12 protein-coding genes are annotated in these 18,048 nt (G+C 61.5%); all 12 read right to left on the reverse strand.

The window, feature by feature from the left end; translation table 11 throughout:
- Window positions 1–119: 119 nt before the first annotated feature.
- The 12 genes from SO180_RS02670 to rpoB all read right to left on the reverse strand — a co-directional run bounded on the left by SO180_RS02670 (window position 120) and on the right by rpoB (window position 18,047).
- Entirely contained in the window at window positions 120–1,250 is a 1,131-nt protein-coding gene (locus tag SO180_RS02670) for a helix-turn-helix transcriptional regulator (RefSeq protein WP_449377276.1), read from the reverse strand.
- A gap of 206 nt (window positions 1,251–1,456) precedes the next feature.
- Window positions 1,457–2,647: an aminotransferase class I/II-fold pyridoxal phosphate-dependent enzyme gene (locus tag SO180_RS02675; protein WP_449377277.1), complete on the reverse strand. Its 1,191-nt coding sequence runs from the start codon at window positions 2,645–2,647 to the stop codon at window positions 1,457–1,459.
- 264 nt (window positions 2,648–2,911) lie between these two features.
- Window positions 2,912–3,511, reverse strand: a complete 600-nt coding sequence (locus tag SO180_RS02680; protein ID WP_449377278.1) for a flavodoxin domain-containing protein — start codon at window positions 3,509–3,511, stop codon at window positions 2,912–2,914.
- On the reverse strand, window positions 3,504–4,322 hold the full coding sequence (locus SO180_RS02685; protein ID WP_449377279.1) for a hypothetical protein: 819 nt from the start codon (window positions 4,320–4,322) through the stop codon (window positions 3,504–3,506). The genes SO180_RS02680 and SO180_RS02685 overlap by 8 nt, the downstream gene beginning before the upstream one ends.
- A 50-nt stretch (window positions 4,323–4,372) precedes the next feature.
- A complete protein-coding gene (locus SO180_RS02690; protein ID WP_449377280.1) occupies window positions 4,373–5,101 on the reverse strand; it encodes an iron-containing redox enzyme family protein in 729 nt (242 codons plus the stop codon).
- A complete protein-coding gene (locus SO180_RS02695; RefSeq protein ID WP_449377281.1) occupies window positions 5,098–5,772 on the reverse strand; it encodes an N-acyl amino acid synthase FeeM domain-containing protein in 675 nt (224 codons plus the stop codon). Before SO180_RS02695 ends, SO180_RS02690 begins: the two co-directional genes overlap by 4 nt.
- 78 nt (window positions 5,773–5,850) lie before the next feature.
- Entirely contained in the window at window positions 5,851–6,651 is an 801-nt protein-coding gene (locus SO180_RS02700) for an iron-containing redox enzyme family protein (protein ID WP_449377282.1), read from the reverse strand.
- 109 nt (window positions 6,652–6,760) lie between these two features.
- The gene (locus SO180_RS02705; protein WP_449377283.1) at window positions 6,761–7,429 is read right to left on the reverse strand and encodes a hypothetical protein; all 669 of its coding nucleotides are present in this window, start codon (window positions 7,427–7,429) and stop codon (window positions 6,761–6,763) included.
- Window positions 7,430–8,164, reverse strand: a complete 735-nt coding sequence (locus tag SO180_RS02710) for an iron-containing redox enzyme family protein (RefSeq protein ID WP_449377284.1) — start codon at window positions 8,162–8,164, stop codon at window positions 7,430–7,432. It lies immediately after the preceding gene.
- 170 nt (window positions 8,165–8,334) lie between these two features.
- Window positions 8,335–9,573: a helix-turn-helix transcriptional regulator gene (locus tag SO180_RS02715; RefSeq protein ID WP_449377285.1), complete on the reverse strand. Its 1,239-nt coding sequence runs from the start codon at window positions 9,571–9,573 to the stop codon at window positions 8,335–8,337.
- A gap of 28 nt (window positions 9,574–9,601) precedes the next feature.
- Complete coding sequence (gene rpoC, locus SO180_RS02720; protein ID WP_449377286.1) at window positions 9,602–13,798, reverse strand: DNA-directed RNA polymerase subunit beta'; 4,197 nt, start codon at window positions 13,796–13,798, stop codon at window positions 9,602–9,604.
- A gap of 130 nt (window positions 13,799–13,928) precedes the next feature.
- Complete coding sequence (rpoB, locus tag SO180_RS02725) at window positions 13,929–18,047, reverse strand: DNA-directed RNA polymerase subunit beta (protein WP_449377287.1); 4,119 nt, start codon at window positions 18,045–18,047, stop codon at window positions 13,929–13,931.
- Window position 18,048 lies beyond the last annotated feature (1 nt).

Here is an 18,048-nt window from a genome sequence, read left to right on the forward strand (position 1 = left end):
AAGCCGGCCTTTTCATTGTCCTCGGGAATCGTACGGATGAACCATGTTTCGGCCCGGGCCGGGCTCCCCGGCGGCCCGGCTAGCCCGTGGGTGGGACGGGCCAATCGAGCCGCCTCCGGCTATTTCAGGATGAACCTCGTCAGCAGCACGGCCAGTTCGCTTTGCCTGGAAACCCCGACCTTGGAAAACACCCGCTTCAGGATCGTCCGCGCCGTTTCCTCAGCAATACCTAGCCGTTCAGCCGCTTCACGGGGCGAAAGGCCCGCACCGACCAGCGAGGCCACCCGGGCCTCCCCCATGGTCAGGCCCAAAACATCCCTGATCAAGGCAGGCTCGGTCGGACGATCATTGTCGGGATCAATCAGAAGCACGATGGCCCGGGCCTGGGTCAGAAAGTTCGTGACCGCACATTGTCCGGCCGGGATCGGGAGAACATAGAGCGTCAGCGGGCGAATTGAACACTTGCGATGGACTAGTATCGGCCGGTGCTTCGCCAACCAATCGTCTCTCCAATAATCCGCGAGGCTAGCCAATCTCCCCGGCCCCTGCAGGCTGATCGGCGAAGCCCCCACGACCAGCTTGTCGCCGGCGAGATTGAGACCATCGCCCAACCTCGCCTGGGCAGCGGGATTCGAGAACAACACGCGCGCCAGCGAATCGAGGATAAAAACCCCGATGCCTACGCGTTCAAGGGCCGTACCAAGCTCCACCCTGCCAAGCTCTGCATCCATAAGGCGGATGCTCAGGCGAAGCGAGCGCTCGATATGGGGACCGAATCTGGTCAGCAACGCCAGCTCTTCGTCGGTGAATTCCGGCTTGCCGGCTTCACGCTGCACAACGACGCCCACCTCCACGCGGGGATCGGGCGATACCATTGCTGCGGCGAAATATTTCAGACCGTACTTTGCGAGCAAGCCAACGTAGAGTGGATCTGTCTCGACCTCTGCCGGCGACACGAGGTGCCGATCGGTGACCGCGTCGCCGCTGAAAAAGTAGCCTCGCTCTCGTGAGCGAATAGCGCGGATATCACGGAGTCCCCAGTTCTGCCGATATTCCTCGCAGAGCGCCTGCATGGAATCGGAGCCCAGGGCACTGAAGCTGCCATCGTCCTTGCTGTAGACCATCGTGGCGCCGCGATCGCCAAAGCAATCGGCAAGGGCCTGCAACGCCTGCGGCCAGTGTACAGGCTCCGATGCGGATTGATAGATCGCCTCGATTGCATGCTCAAAACACTCAGAAGTAAGGTTCAAGCAGCCCCGCCCAATCGACAAAGTATCAAAATCGTCCGGACGCTGCCAAATCGCGCCAAACCAACCAATCGAAATCGTATGTTTGGCACGGGGGCCGTGGCAAGTGCTTTGTCGACGGCCGCTAGCCGGAGCAGACGCACCCTCGTCCACCGGGAGCCGGGCAAACAGGCCTTCGGGCCGCGCTGCGCAAGCACGGAGCCTGCCGGTCACGATTGACGGCGAGACTGGTCCTCCGACCAGCTGGCCATAGCGAAGTCCGATCTTTGCTTCTCAGACGGCGCCGGCCCAGCCGCGAACGCTCGTCTCGCCTGAATAAGAGCTTCTGCAAGAACCGACTGGGCAAATCTGCAATGTTCGGCGGTGTGGTCCGCCATCACCTGCAGGCGGAAGCGCGCCGCGCCCCTGGCAACCGCGGGATACTCCACGAGATTGGCCGCAAGTCCGCGCTCGCCCAGATGCCGCGCGGTCAGACGCGCCTGGGCTTCGTCCCCGACGACGACCGGTACGATCGGCGACGGTGCTCCCAAACACTTCAAATCAGCGGCCGATAGGATCGAGCGCAATAGGACAATCCGGTCGAGAAGGGCCCGGCGGCGCTTTTGTCCTTCCGGAGATCGAATAATCTCCAGCGCCTCGTGGACCACGGCACATTGAACCGGGGAAAGGGCATTCGAGAAGATGTGAGGTCCGGCGAAGACCTTGAGATATTCGAACGTGCTTTCACTGTTTGTTGCAACGAAGCCGCCATTTGACGCAAACGTCTTGGAGAAGCTGCCCATCACGATGTCTATCTCGCCCATGAGCCGCTGCGCCGCCAGATGTCCTCCTCCGCCGGGTCCCAGACAACCGAGATCGTGCGCACAGTCGACCATCAGCGTGGCGCGGAATTCGCGACACAATCGCTGAACAGCGCCGATGTCCGGCGTGTCGGAATTCATCGAAAACAGACTTTCAGTAACGACCAAGATTCCACCATTGGCATCCCTGCTCCTGATCTTGTGCAGAATTCGCTTGAGGCTCTCCGTTTTGAGATGGCCAAAAACATGAACATTCGGAGTCGAGCAATGCGCCCCCTCCTGAAGACACGCGTGCGACAATCCATCGAGAACGACATGATCACTCGGCCTCACGAGCGCACGGAGCACCCCGAAACCCGCTGCCCAGCCGGTCGGAAATAGCAGGACTCGATCATATTCGAGAAACTCGCAAAGCGCCTTTTCGAGCCGCACCGCGGCCTCAGTACGCCCCATCAACGCCGCCGATCCGGCGCTGTGCACACCATACTCGTTGATCGCAGCATGAGCGGCTGCTCGGATGCCCGGATGATTGGAGAGCGCGAGATAGTCCTGGGACGCAAAGTTGACGGTCTCTCGCCGATTAATCCCGTTGGTCCCCATGATCTCGCACTCGGGTCCGGGCTGCGCACGAGTCGCTCTGAAGTAGGGCCAAAGCTGCTTCTTGGCGCGCCCACTGACCCAGGCAAGGTACGCTCCGGTTCGCCGAAGCAGGTCGTGGCCTTCGAGCTCCCGAAACTCGGCAATACTTCCGGTCAAGCTCGATGCCATCGCCGACGAGTCTGGATGAGATTCCATGAGAGGCCTCCCCTCAATAGGCCGACGACCGACATGAAAGCGGCCGGCCTCGGCCCATCGGGCATCGATTCAGGTGTGAAAGTCATTCCGGCTGCACCGGGCGTTCCGCTCGACGACCGCGGTGCATTTCCCGGCTTCATCCGCCACATTCGTCATCCAGATTCGAACCAAAGACTCCGCATGCCGATGCTCCCGCTTGAAGTCGATGACGAATCCCGGGAAGTGGCCAGCCGCGAGCGCTGGTGAACTTTCAAACGTGAAGCGTTCCGGCGTCGTCTTTCCGCAGATGGGAAAACCAGATTGGCGGAAGAACCGGTTGAGCGGGCTCAAGCCACCCGCGAAGCTGCGCTTGTGGCCCCTGGCGTCGCCGAGCGCGAAGAGTGCGATCTGTCGGCTTCGGCTGATAGCGGTTGCCACCTCATGGGAATGCTTGTCCCAAAGGTAGTGCCAATTGCCCTGGCCGTAGGTGGGCGTTCCCAGAAACGCCAGGCTGTATCGCTTGCCGTAGATGCGAGGCGCCCAGTCATCCCATTCCGCGAGGTCGACCAGATCGACTTCGATCGCGGAACACCCTGCGATGAGATGCGCCACGGACCGCGTAGAACCTGAAGTCGATGCATAGATGACGCAAGCGCGCCTCGCTGAAGAACCTGCGTGAAACTCAGGCATCCAGCGCTTCCGCTGTATTGCCGGTGTCGGCGAATGGCTTAGTCCCGGTCACCGACGCGATAGCTCCACGCTCGAGAGCCGCCGCCAAACGGGCACCGCCGAACTCGTTGTCGCCATAGAACTGGCGGGCAATGGGCTCCAGCGGACTGCCAACCGCCTTGAACCGGGAAATCTGGTCGGCCGGGCAGCACAACGGTCGAACCGAGCCGTATTCCCGGTGAAAAACCCAGCCGCGATAATCGAGGTAACCGAACCGACAGAAGAACTGGATCAAAGGCTTGTTGCAGTCGAGGAAATCGATCTTGCATCCATTGCCGTAGTGAAAGTGTCTTGCGTAATGCAGGATGAGCTTGATGGGATGAATCGACTTCTGAAGCTCCGGCTCGAACATCAATTTCGTCGTCAGCGACATTTCGCTAGCGGCATAGTCGAAGCGATCGTCGACCCCATATAGAGTTCGATAGTAATCCGTGTGGGGATCGGAAAAACGGTTTCCTCTGATCGTTCCGATGATCCTTCCGTCCAGATGGGTCGCATAAATGGTCCCGCTCGCGTCGAGCGGCTCTATGACCGTTTTGCGCACGTGGTCCGCGTATTTCTGCCGGCGCTGCATTTGCTCGACATAGACGCGATATCTGAAGCGATAGACCTCCAGCCGTGCATCATCGTCCGATGCCTCGCGAATCTCGAAGCGTCCGGCCCTCGGCGCACCCGTCATGGAGATCACTCCGCCGCGACTGCCATCCAACAACTGCGAGCTGCTGGGCTTCTCCGGGTCGACACCGAGGTCTTCGACAAATTCTCTCTGCACGACAACACGATCCTTGAAATTCTTCTCTACTGGACAGGAGGCATCGGGACTCACTTTTCGACGGTTGCCCGGCGATACGCCTCGTCCCAAACGGGAAGCGGATAGACGGCATTGAAATAGTCAAAACATCGAAACATTGCCGCGGAGCTCTCCGGATACCGCGTCGCGACGTCGAGGATCAGATGCCTCAAGAACGTCGCATGCCTGGCGTCTTCAGTCGCGTGCTCAATGAGGAAACGCAGCCCTTCGCGAGGGAGCTTTCGCGCCTCAATGACTGGAAGAGCTGCCTGCGTGACCAACGCCGTAAGTTGCTCGAACAAGTACTCCGCACCGAGGTAGCCGAATGGGCTTTCGACCCGAGCCATTCGCCACCAAACTGCGGCAACCGCAAACGTTGCTGGTGACGCTGCGGCAACGACTGCATCCTCCTGATGACCGCCGAGCTTGCCATGATCTTCAAGGGCCCAAAGGCCGTGCTCCGCTTCTTCCGCCTTGTGCGCCGAGAGCATCTGCATCAATTTGACTTCGTTCTTGGGGAGCCGCCCAAACATGTGAAAGCCGGCTTCCGTAGTATGCGACTGATACCAACACACTGACCTGAATATCTCACGAACCAGCGCGAGTATGTGCTCGGCAGGCGTCGAGGGATCGGAAATCATGCGCCAGCCACGCCAGGCTTTTACATTGGCGAAGACTTCATTCACCCGACGGTCCAACTCCTCGAACGTCGCCTGCGCATCGAGGGAATACCCATTGATGGGTTGAGCTGAGATCGTCATGCTGTCACCAACTTGGTGTGAGTGCGGGATTGGCAAACGAGCTTCTCTGCGTAGGTGAGCAGTGGCGAAGCGACTTTTTTGAGATGCGCTAGATCATACGGATTGAGATTGAGGTTATGAATCCGGCCGGCAATCGGATCGCGAATATGGAATCCCGTCTCCCTAAAGCCGAACCGCTCGAAGATTCCAACGAGGTCGCTCCGCGTCCCGATGACACAACAGGTTGCTCCGGCGAGCATTCCAGTTCTGTAGACTTCACAGAAGAGCGGTACGATCACTGCACGCGCGCGAAGCTCGGGCCGCACCACAAAGCGGGAATTTACCACCGCCGTCGAAAGACACGCGATTCGTGCCCCCTCGACCAGAGGCCTCAAATGGAGATCTAGCAGCGCATCTGGTGCCCATGTGACCCGCACTGCCGCCAACAGGCGATCATCCTGCTTGACTTGAAAATTCAAGCTGACGTCATCGACAGGCTCAAGAAGGCATCGACGCACGTGGTCCGCATGGGCATACGCCTTCTGATCGCGCTCGACGTAAAGATCATAACGAAGCCGACCGATAGCCTCGAGTTCGGCGGCGCTTTTCGCCACGCTCACTTGCCCTGCTCGAGGCAGTGCCTGCTTTGGCCAGCGCCTCGCTAATTCTTCCCTTTCATCGGCCCCCTTCAAGATTTGCTCCCCACAGACTTCGATGTAAAAAAGACATCGTCCCCGAGGCATCCGGCAGCAGACACCGCGCGCCCGAGATCACTCCGCCGCGACCGCCATCGACCGTTGAGCAATGGCGCGCCGATAGGCCATGTTCCAGGCGGGCATCGGATAGACGTGATGGAAATACTCGAAGCCGTAGCAAATCGACGCGCGCGATTCCGGATACCGCTCGGCGACATCGCGAATGAGCTGGCCGATCTGTTGCGCATGCTCGATGTCAGCCGTGGCGTGATGATCGATGAACTCAAGCCCCTTCGGGGACAATCCCCTGCGATGAAGGATATGCCTCACTTCCTCTGTCACCAACGGAGTCAAGGCGTCAAAAAGATAAACGGCGCCCAAATAGACGAACGGGTCACGCTTCAGCGCAATGTAATTCCACACGCCGGCGATCGCGAACGAAGACGGGCTCATGCGACGCGATCTGGCAAACTCCTCATTCCCGCCGAAGCCCTTGTAGTCACGAAGGGCCATTTCGTTATGGTCGAACTCCTCGGACTGATGATGCAACATCTCCTCGACCCAAGGAATCGGCATAGATCTCGGCATCTGTCCGATCGCCCAGAGCGCAGCCGCGAGCGAGTCGGGCTGATACATGACTATCTCGAGATAGATCTCCTTCAGTATCGCGATGATCGTTGCGACCGGCGTGGAATCGTCCGCAACGAGACGCCACGGAGCCGATTCCTTGATTTCCGCGAAGGTGTCATCGACCCGGTTCGCAAGATGGGCCAGAACCTGCGAACTGCTCAACGTTTCCGGATCGACACCCAAATCCTCAATATACTCGGCTCGCATGAAATCCCCCTCTGCCTCAGCGATAAGGACGACGATCACAATCGCCCAATGCGCACTTACGTTTGCCGGGTTTACCCGCCGGCTTCAGCCCCCATCTGGGGTATGACGAGCAATACATGTGGCGTGTCCCGAGTGATGGTTCACCGCGTCAAGGTGCCGTCACAAGCGGAGCGCGCTTCAACCGACGTCTCGACGCGACCAGTGGCGACCCGACCGACCTCATGTGGGCGATATCGGCCAGGTCCAGGATCAGAACATCCTGCGGGCCCGCGACCGGGTCATCCAGCTTAGTACCGGACCTGCAATATCCAATGCGCTCAAACAGCGGCACACGGTGCGGGAGGGTCGACAGCACCGAATGCGTGCAACCCGACAGGACGCCGATCTCGTAGGCGCGTCGCAAGATCACGACCAGATTGGCCAGATCCGCCCGTTCGCTCGACGCAACGATGAGTCGGCTGCAGATGATGGTTTTGCCGCAAGCGATATCTGCGGGGAGACTGCCGCGCAGAAGCGAGAGATAGTCGCTCGCAACGACGTCGACAGACCACGACATCCGCAAGGCCACCGATATCGTCGCGCCATTGCCGATAAAGAGATTGAGCGACACCGGATCAATGGGATCAAGCAGCGTTCGGTCGGCTCCCGCCACCGCATAGGGTTGGGCTTGTTCGACCACGAAGCGCTGGTAGCGCAGTCTCCCGATGCATCCGAGTTCTTCGTCAGTGCTGGCGACTCGAACGCTGGAGTGACCGGCCAGAATTGACAGGCCCGGCCAGCGGGCCGAACGTTCGAGGTTGCACGGGACAAGAGACATCTAGCCGCCGGCTGCGACGGCTCTTTCGAGCGCCTCCTCCCAAACTGGCAGCGGCCAGACGCAACGGAAATAGTCGAAACAGCGCGTCATCGCTGTTTCACTGCCCGGATACCGGGTGACGGTATCGAGAATGAGGTGCTTCAGAAACGTCGCGTGTTTGGCGTCCTCGGTCGCGTGCTCGATCACGAACCTGAGCTCGTCGCGCGGCAAGTTTCGGCTCTCGATGATCGGCAATGCGGCCTTGGTCGCGAGCGCGGTCAGTTGCTCATAGAGATATTCCGCGCCGAGATAGCCAAGCGGCTCCTCGTGCTCGGCCATTCGCCACCATACTGCCGCGACGGCAAAGGTCGTCGGGGAAGTCGCGGTCAGATCCTTGGCGCCCAGCTTGGCCATGTCCTCGCGCGCCCATAATCCGTGCTCGGCTTCTTCGGCCTTGTGGCATGCCAGCGACTGCATCAGTCGAACCTCTCCCTTCGGAAAGCGCCCGATCATATGGAACGCTGCTTCGGTAGTATGCGGTTGATACCAGCAAACCGAGCGATAAAGCTCCCTGACGAAGGCAAGGATGGTAGATGGCGGTGTCCGCGGATCACGGATGACCTGCCACCCCTTCCACGCCTCGACGGCAGCAAACACCTCCGAAACGCGATGATCGAGTGCTCGGAAGCTCTGCCACGCCTCTTCCGGATAGCTGGCTTTGCTTGCGACGCTGGATGCACTTTCATAAACGTTCATCACGGCACTCCCAGAAGGCAACGGGGTCTGGCAACGGCTGGCATTGCCCGTGATGCTCGCAGGTAAAGCGCGTCCGCTTCAGCCCCCATCTGGGGTACGGAATGAATCGTTCACGGGGATTTTCGCCGAAAGCATTGCGGGCGCGGCGACGGACCGCATGGTCCGCCGGACTATCTCAGCACCAGCTTTGCCAGCAGGGCCGCAAGCTCGCTTTGCCTGCTGACTCCGACCTTGGCGAATACACGCTTCAACGTCGTGCGTGCGGTCTCTTCAGAAATGCCCAGTTTTTCGGCAGCCTCGCGCGGCGACTGACCGGCACCAACCAGCGCGGCAACGCGCGCTTCACCCAACGTCAAACCGAGAATGTCACGAATGAGCGAAGGATCTGGCGGGCTGTCCACGTCGGGATCGATGGCGAGCACGATAACCCTGGCCTGGGTCAGAAACAGGTTCATAGCGGTTTCAGCCATCGGTATCGGCAGAAAGTAGAGAGTCAGCGGGCGATTGGACGAACGGCGATGGACCAAAATCGGACGTTGCGCGGCAATCACGTCTTCAGATCGGTAATTGACGATGCGCTTCATCGCTTCGGATGCTTGCGAATTCAGCGCCAGCGACTGCACGCTCAATTTGTCGCCGATGATGTCAAGGCCGTCGCCCAGCATCGTTTGCGATGCAGGATTGGAAAAAATCACGCGCCCGAGCGAATCGAGAATGAAAATGCCCATCCCCAGACGGGACAGCGCCGCGCCCAGCCCCATCTTGCTGAGTTCGGCGTCCATGAGGCGTATACCGAGACGCAGGGCTCGTTCGACATGGGGGCCCAGCCGGGCCAACGTATCGAGCTCGGCGTCGGTAAATTCCGTTTTTTTTGGGCTCCGCTGAATGCTGAGAGCGACCTCGACCCAAGGATCAGGCGACACCATAGCTGCTGCGAAATACTTCAAGCCGTGCCGCGTCAGCAAGTCAGTGTAGAACGGATCGCTCAACATCTCCTGGCGTGAGACGACGTCACGGTCGGTAATGACGTCGCGTTTGAAGAAGTAGCCGCGTTCGCGCGACCGAACAGCCCGGATGTCGCGATCACTCCAGAGCCGACCGTATTCGAGACTGACCGAAGTCAACGACGCGGATTCGATGACACCGAAACTGCCGTCATCCTTCCCATAGAGCAGGATCGCGCCGACGTCGCCGAAACAGTCGGCGATCACTTGCAACGCCTGGGTCCAATAGGAGGGTTCGGCGGCGGATCGATAAATGGCCTCGACCGCGCGGACAAATGGCTCTGACATAAAATCGAACAAGAAAATTGACGCGTGCTGGAAAGTTGACCCGAGCGTCCCAACCTTGTCAACGCACCACCCCTCCCTACGCTCAGCAAAAAGGCCGGCTTTCGCCGGCCTTTTCATGATCCTCGGTATTCCTACGGATGAACCATCATTCCGCAGGCGGCAACGCCACCGGCTCCGCTTCCGGCGCCGGCGAGACGACCGAGGTCTGCTTCTCGCGCTCGTCGAGGATCAGCTTGTCGCGCTTCATGGCAACTTCGCGGATCTTGGCCATGGAGGCGCCGGTGCCCGCCGGGATCAGCCGGCCGACGATGACGTTCTCCTTGAGGCCCTCGAGCGGGTCGACCTTGCCGTTGACCGCCGCCTCCGTGAGGACGCGGGTGGTCTCCTGGAACGAGGCCGCCGAGAAGAACGAGCGTGTCTGGAGGCTCGCCTTGGTGATGCCGAGCAGAACCGGCGTTCCCGTGGCGGGCTTCTTACCCTCTTCCTTCGCCTTCTCGTTGAGCGCGTCGAACTCGATCTTGTCGACCTGCTCGCCGGAGATCATGTCGGTCTCGCCCTGGTCGGTGATTTCCACCTTCTGGAGCATCTGACGGACGATCACCTCGATGTGCTTGTCGTTGATGAGCACGCCCTGGAGCCGGTAGACCTCCTGGATCTCGTTGACCAGATAGGCCGCGAGCTCCTCGATGCCCTTGACCGCCAGGATGTCGTGCGGCGCCGGGTTGCCTTCCACGATGAAGTCGCCCTTTTCGACGACGTCGCCGTCCTGAAGGTGAATGTGCTTGCCCTTCGGGATCAGGTACTCGCGCGGCTCGTCGGTCTTGTCCACCGGCTCGATCGAGATGCGACGCTTGTTCTTGTAGTCACGTCCGAACCGGATGGTGCCCGCGATTTCGGCGATGATCGCCGCATCCTTCGGACGCCGTGCCTCGAACAGTTCCGCCACCCGCGGCAGACCGCCGGTGATGTCACGCGTCTTGGCGCTTTCGGTCGAGACACGGGCGAGGATATCACCCGGCGCGACCTTGGCTCCGATATCGACCGAGAGAATGGCGTCGACCGACAGCATGTAGCGGGCATCGCCGCCGCGGGCGAGCTTGAGCACCTTGCCATCCTTGCCCTTGATCACGATGGCCGGACGCAGGTCCGAACCGCCACGCGTCGATCGCCAGTCGATGACCACACGCTTGGCGATACCGGTGGCTTCGTCCAGCGTTTCCGAGATCGACTGCCCTTCGACCAGATCCTCGAAGCCGATGGTGCCTTCCACCTCGGTGAGGAGCGGACGGGTGTAGGGATCCCACTCGACGATGCGCTGGCCACGCTTGACGTTGTCGCCCTCATCGACGTGCAGGCGCGAGCCGTACTGAATACGGTGCGTCGCACGCTCGGTGCCGTCGCCATCGACGATCGCCACCACCATGTTGCGGACCATTGCGATCAGGTGACCTTCGCTGTTGCGGGCGATGGCCTTGTTCCTGATCACGATCTTGCCGTCGAAGTTGGATTCGACGAACGACTGCTCGTTGAGCTGCGCCGCACCACCGATGTGGAAGGTGCGCATGGTGAGCTGGGTGCCCGGCTCGCCGATCGACTGCGCCGCGATGACGCCGACCGCTTCGCCGTGGTTGACCGGCGTGCCGCGGGCGAGGTCGCGGCCGTAGCACTTGCCGCAGATGCCGTTGACGAGTTCGCAGGTCAATGCCGAGCGGATCTTCACCTCCTGCACACCACCCTGCTGGATGGCATCCAGATGGCTCTCTTCCATCAGCGTACCGCGCTTGATGATCACCTTGCCCGAGCCGTCACGCACGTCTTCGCAGGCCACGCGGCCCAGGATGCGCGAGCCGAGCGAAGCGACCACGGTGCCGGCATCGACGATGGCGCGCATCTTGATGCCGAGCTTGGTGCCGCAGTCGTCCTGCGTGATGATGCAGTCCTGCGCGACGTCGACCAGACGGCGGGTCAGGTAGCCGGAGTTCGCGGTCTTCAACGCGGTGTCCGCGAGGCCCTTGCGGGCGCCGTGCGTCGAGTTGAAGTACTCGAGCACCGAGAGGCCTTCCTTGAAGTTCGAGATGATCGGCGTCTCGATGATCTCGCCCGACGGCTTGGCCATCAGGCCGCGCATGCCGGCGAGCTGGCGCATCTGGGCCGGCGAGCCACGCGCACCGGAGTGGGCCATCATGTAGATCGAGTTGATGTCGGCGTCTGCTCCGCTGGCCGTCTTCTTGGTCGCAGAGATCTCCTTCATCATCGCCTTGGCGATTTCTTCGGTCGCCTTCGACCAGGCGTCGACGACCTTGTTGTACTTCTCGCCATGGGTGATCAGACCGTCATTGTACTGCTGCTCGAAATCCTTCGCCAGCGTACGGGTGGTGTCGACGATCTTCCACTTGCCGTGCGGCACGACCATGTCGTCCTTGCCGAACGAGATGCCGGCCTTGAACGCGTTGTAGAAGCCGAGCGCCATGATGCGGTCGCAGAAGATCACCGTCTCCTTCTGGCCGCAGTGGCGGTAGACCTGGTCGATGACGCCGGAGATCTCGCGCTTGGTCATCAGCTTGTTGATGATGTCGTACGAGATCTTCGAGCTCTTCGGCAGCACGTTGCCGAGCATGATGCGGCCGGGCGTGGTCTCGATCCAGCGGCGGGCCGGCTTGCCGTCCTCGCCGACGCCTTCCCACCGGTACTTGATCTTGGTGTGGAGGTGGATGACCTTCGAATGCAGCGCGTGCTCGAGCTCGGCCATCTCGCCGAACACCTTGCCCTCGCCGGGCATGCCTTCGCGCAGGATCGAGAGATAGTAGAGTCCGAGCACGATGTCCTGCGACGGCACGATGATCGGCTGGCCGTTCGCCGGATGCAGGATGTTGTTGGTCGACATCATCAGGACGCGCGCTTCGAGCTGCGCTTCCAGCGACAGCGGAACGTGCACGGCCATCTGGTCGCCGTCGAAGTCGGCGTTGAACGCGGCGCAGACCAGCGGGTGGAGCTGGATCGCCTTGCCCTCGATCAGCACGGGCTCGAACGCCTGAATGCCGAGGCGGTGCAGCGTCGGCGCGCGGTTGAGCAGCACCGGATGCTCGCGGATCACCTCGTCCAGGATGTCCCAGACCTCGGGCCGCTCCTTCTCGACCAGCTTCTTCGCCTGCTTGACGGTGGTGGACAGGCCCTTGGCGTCAAGCCGCGAATAGATGAACGGCTTGAACAGCTCGAGCGCCATCTTCTTCGGCAGACCGCACTGATGCAGGCGCAGCTCGGGACCGACCACGATCACCGAACGGCCCGAATAGTCGACGCGCTTGCCGAGCAGGTTCTGGCGGAAGCGGCCCTGCTTGCCCTTGAGCATGTCGGCGAGCGACTTCAGCGGACGCTTGTTGGCGCCGGTGATGACGCGGCCGCGGCGGCCGTTGTCGAACAGCGCGTCGACGGCCTCCTGAAGCATGCGCTTCTCGTTGCGGATGATGATATCAGGCGCGCGCAGCTCCATCAGCCGCTTCAAACGGTTGTTGCGGTTGATGACGCGGCGGTAGAGGTCGTTGAGGTCCGAGGTCGCGAAGCGGCCGCCGTCGAGCGGCACCAGCGGACGCAGATCCGGAGGGATCACCGGAACGACGGTGAGGATCATCCATTCCGGCTTGTTGCCGGAGTGACGGAACGCCTCCACGATCTTCAGGCGCTTGGCGAGCTTCTTGTGCTTGATGTCGGAGTCGGTCTCCTGCATCTCGGCACGCAAGCTGACCTCGAGCTTCTCGAGCTCCATGCCCTTGAGCAGTTCGCGGATCGCCTCGGCGCCGATCATGGCGGTGAAGGAATCCTGGCCGTACTCGTCCTGCGCCTTCAGATACTCGTCTTCCGACAGCAGCTGACGGTCCTTCAGCGCGGTGAGGCCCGGCTCCAGCACGACGTAGTATTCGAAGTAGAGGATCCGCTCGAGATCCTTCAGCGTCATGTCCAGCAGGAGGCCGATGCGCGAGGGCAGCGACTTCAGGAACCAGATGTGGGCGACGGGCGCTGCGAGCTCGATGTGACCCATGCGCTCGCGCCGGACGCGCGACAGCGTGACCTCGACCGAGCACTTCTCGCAGATGATGCCCTTGTACTTCATGCGCTTGTACTTGCCGCACAAGCACTCGTAATCCTTGATCGGCCCGAAAATGCGCGCGCAGAACAGGCCGTCGCGCTCGGGCTTGAAGGTCCGGTAGTTGATGGTCTCCGGCTTCTTGATCTCGCCGTAGGACCAGGACAGAATCTTCTCTGGAGACGCGATCGAGATCCGGATCTGGTCGAAGACCTGAGCCGGCGTCGTCGGGTTAAAAAGATTCATAATCTCTTGGTTCATCGTCTTCTCCTCGCGTGCCGGTCGAGGCCGGCAGCAAATTCGAAAATCTTAACTCGCGGAGCGCCCTGCCCTCACCGCGCGGGACAAGGCGCCGATGCCCGGCCTCTTCGGCCGGGCATGAAGAGTCGCGTTACTCGGCCGCCTCGGAGGTCGGCGCCGGTCCCATCTTGGAATTGTGCAGGTCGACGTTGAGGCCGAGCGAGCGCATTTCCTTGACCAGGACGTTGAAGGACTCCGGAATACCGGCCTCGAACGTGTCGTCGCCGCGCACGATCGCCTCGTACACCTTGGTACGGCCGGCGACGTCGTCCGACTTCACGGTCAGCATTTCCTGGAGCGTGTAGGCCGCGCCGTAAGCTTCGAGCGCCCACACCTCCATTTCGCCGAAGCGCTGACCGCCAAACTGCGCCTTGCCGCCCAGCGGCTGCTGGGTAACGAGCGAGTACGGACCGATCGAACGCGCGTGGATCTTGTCGTCGACGAGGTGGTGCAGCTTGAGCATGTAGATGTAGCCGACCGTCACCTTGCGATCGAAGGGATCGCCGGTACGGCCATCATAGACGGTCGACTGGCCCGAAGCGTCGAGACCGGCGAGCTTAAGCATCTCCTCGATGTCGGCTTCCTTGGCGCCGTCGAACACCGGCGTCGCGATCGGCACGCCGTGGCTCAGGTTGCGGCCGAGTTCGATCAGCTCATTGTCGTTGAGCGTCTTGATCGTCTCGTCCTCGCCGTAGATCTTCTTCAGCGTCTCCTTCAGCGGCTTCATGTCCTGCTTCGACAGATAGGCATCGACCGTCTGGCCGATGCGCTTGCCGAGGCCGGCGCAAGCCCAGCCGAGATGCGTCTCGAGGATCTGCCCGACGTTCATGCGCGAGGGCACGCCGAGCGGATTGAGCACGATGTCGGCATGGGTACCGTCCTCGAGGAACGGCATGTCCTCGATCGGCACGATCTTCGACACCACGCCCTTGTTGCCGTGGCGGCCGGCCATCTTGTCGCCGGGCTGGATCTTGCGCTTCACCGCGACGAAGACCTTGACCATCTTCATCACGCCGGGCGGCAATTCGTCACCGCGCTGCAGCTTCTCGACCTTGTCGAGGAAGCGCTGTTCAAGCCCCTTCTTCGACTCGTCGTACTGCTTCCGCATGGCCTCGATCTCGGCCATCAGCTTGTCGTTCGGCGAAGCGAACAGCCACCACTGCGACTTCGGGTACTCCTCGAGCACCGCACGGGTGATCTTGGTGTCCTTCTTGAAGCCCTTCGGACCGGCAATGCCCTGCCGCCCCTCGAGGAGCTCGGCAAGACGGTTGTAGACGTTGCGGTCGAGGATCGCCTGCTCGTCGTCGCGGTCCTTGGCGAGACGCTCGATCTCTTCCCGCTCGATCGCCAGTGCACGCTCGTCCTTGTCGACGCCATGGCGGTTGAACACGCGCACTTCAACGATCGTGCCCTGCACACCCGGGGGCACGCGGAGCGAGGTATCGCGGACGTCCGACGCCTTCTCGCCGAAGATGGCGCGCAGGAGCTTTTCTTCCGGCGTCATCGGGCTCTCGCCCTTCGGCGTGATCTTGCCGACCAGGATGTCGCCGGCGCGCACTTCCGCACCGATGTAGACGATACCGGCTTCGTCGAGGTTCTTCAGCGCTTCTTCCGAGACGTTCGGAATGTCGCGGGTGATTTCCTCGGGACCGAGCTTGGTGTCGCGGGCCATCACCTCGAATTCCTCGATATGAATCGAGGTAAACACGTCGTCCTTCACGATCCGCTCGGAGAGCAGGATCGAGTCTTCGAAGTTGTAGCCGTTCCACGGCATGAACGCGACCAGCACGTTGCGGCCCAGCGCGAGCTCGCCGAGATCGGTCGACGGACCGTCAGCGATGATGTCGCCCTTCTTGACGATGTCGCCGACCTTCACCAGCGGACGCTGGTTGATGCAGGTCGACTGGTTGGAGCGCTGGTACTTCATCAGACGGTAGATATCGACGCCCGACTTGGTCGGATCGAGATCTTCCGTCGCGCGGATGACGACGCGGGTCGCGTCGATCTGGTCGATCACGCCCGAGCGGCGCGCCGCGATCGCAGCACCCGAGTCACGCGCAACCACGCCTTCCATGCCGGTGCCGACGAACGGCGCCTCGGCACGAACCAGCGGCACCGCCTGGCGCTGCATGTTCGAACCCATCAGCGCGCGGTTGGCGTCGTCGTTCTCGAGGAACGGGATCAGGGCCGCGGCGACCGAAACGAGCTGCTTCGGCGACACGTCCATGTAGTCGACCTTGTCCGGCGTCACCGGCAGAACTTCGCCGGCGTGACGGCAGACCACGAGGTCCTCGGTGAAGCGGCCCTTGGCGTCGAGCGGCACGTTGGCCTGCGCGACCGTGTAGCGGCCCTCCTCCATCGCCGAGAGGTACACGACCTCGTCGGTGACACGACCGTCCTTCACCTTGCGATAAGGCGTCTCGACGAAGCCGTACTTGTTGACGCGCGCGAAGGTCGCGAGCGAGTTGATCAGGCCGATGTTCGGACCTTCCGGCGTCTCGATCGGGCAGATGCGGCCGTAATGCGTCGGATGCACGTCGCGCACCTCGAAGCCGGCGCGCTCGCGGGTCAGACCGCCCGGTCCAAGCGCCGAGAGACGGCGCTTGTGGGTGATCTCCGACAGCGGGTTGGTCTGGTCCATGAACTGCGAGAGCTGCGAGGAGCCGAAGAACTCGCGCACGGCGGCGGCCGCCGGCTTGGCGTTGATCAGGTCCTGCGGCATGACCGTGTCGATGTCGACCGAGGACATGCGCTCCTTGATCGCGCGCTCCATGCGGAGCAGACCGATGCGGTACTGGTTCTCCATGAGCTCGCCGACCGAGCGCACACGGCGGTTGCCGAGGTGGTCGATGTCGTCGATCTCGCCCTTGCCGTCGCGCAGGTCCACCAGCGTCTTGATGACGGAGAGGATGTCTTCCTTGCGCAGCGTGCGCTGGGTGTCGGGCGCATCGAGGTCGAGACGCATGTTCATCTTGACACGGCCGACCGCCGAGAGGTCGTAGCGCTCGGCGTCGAAGAACAACGACTGGAACATGGCCTGCGCCGAATCCAGCGTCGGCGGCTCACCCGGACGCATCACGCGGTAGATGTCGAACAGCGCGTCCTCGCGCGTCATGTTCTTGTCGGCCGAAAGCGTGTTGCGGATGTAGGCGCCAACATTGACGTGGTCGATGTCGAGCAGCGGCAACTCCTTGTAGCCCTGCTCGTTGAGGGCCTTCATCAGCTTGTCGGTGATTTCCTCACCGGCTTCCGCATGGATCTCGCCCGTCTTCGGATTGACGAGGTCCTCGGCAAGGTAATTGCCGACCAGCTCCTCATCGGACATGCGCAGCGCCTTCAGCCCCTTCTCCTGGAGCTGGCGGGCGGCGCGCACGGTGAGCTTCTTGCCGGCCTCGAGCACGACCTTGCCGGTGTCGGCATCGATCAGGTCGGAGGTCGTGGAATAGCCGCGGAAGCGGTTGGCGTCGAACGGAACGCGCCAGCCTTCCTTGGTCCGCTTGTAGAGGATGCGCTTGTAGAAGGTGTTGAGGATCTCCTCGCCGTCGAGCCCGAGCGCGAACATCAGCGACGTCACCGGAATCTTGCGGCGACGGTCGATACGCGCATAGACGATGTCCTTGGCGTCGAACTCGATGTCGAGCCAGGAGCCGCGATACGGGATCACGCGGGCGGCGAACAGCAGCTTGCCCGAGGAGTGGGTCTTGCCCTTGTCGTGGTCGAAGAACACACCGGGCGAACGGTGCATCTGGGAGACGATGACGCGCTCGGTGCCGTTGACGATGAAGGTGCCGTTCATCGTCATGAGCGGGATGTCGCCCATGTAGACGTCCTGCTCCTTGATGTCCTTGACCGACTTCGCGCCGGTTTCCTCGTCGATATCGAACACGATGAGGCGCAGCGTCACCTTGAGAGGTGCAGCGAAGGTCATGCCGCGCTGGCGGCACTCGTCGACGTCATACTTCGGCGGCTCGAACTCGTAGCGGACGAATTCCAGCATCGAGGTACCGGAGAAGTCCGAGATCGGGAACACCGAGCGGAACACCGCCTGCAAGCCCTCATCCGGCCGCCCGCCCGTGGGTTCGTCGACCATCAGGAACTGGTCATACGATGCCTTCTGAACCTCGATGAGGTTCGGCATCTCGGCGACTTCCTTGATGTGTCCGAAAAATTTGCGAACGCGTTTGCGACCGGTGAATGTCTGCTGCGCCATC

The sequence above is a fragment of the Bradyrhizobium sp. UFLA05-112 genome, from assembly GCF_053572325.1.

Coding starts and splice junctions, on each gene's coding strand:
- SO180_RS02710 (WP_449377284.1), bottom strand. CDS start 8,164: ATGAACGTTTATGAAAGTGCATCCAGCGTCGCAAGCAAAGCCAGCTAT.
- SO180_RS02675 (WP_449377277.1), bottom strand. CDS start 2,647: ATGGGGACCAACGGGATTAATCGGCGAGAGACCGTCAACTTTGCGTCC.
- SO180_RS02705 (WP_449377283.1), bottom strand. CDS start 7,429: ATGTCTCTTGTCCCGTGCAACCTCGAACGTTCGGCCCGCTGGCCGGGC.
- rpoC (WP_449377286.1), bottom strand. CDS start 13,798: ATGAACCAAGAGATTATGAATCTTTTTAACCCGACGACGCCGGCTCAG.
- SO180_RS02680 (WP_449377278.1), bottom strand. CDS start 3,511: ATGCCTGAGTTTCACGCAGGTTCTTCAGCGAGGCGCGCTTGCGTCATC.
- rpoB (WP_449377287.1), bottom strand. CDS start 18,047: ATGGCGCAGCAGACATTCACCGGTCGCAAACGCGTTCGCAAATTTTTC.
- SO180_RS02690 (WP_449377280.1), bottom strand. CDS start 5,101: ATGACGATCTCAGCTCAACCCATCAATGGGTATTCCCTCGATGCGCAG.
- SO180_RS02715 (WP_449377285.1), bottom strand. CDS start 9,573: ATGAAAAGGCCGGCGAAAGCCGGCCTTTTTGCTGAGCGTAGGGAGGGG.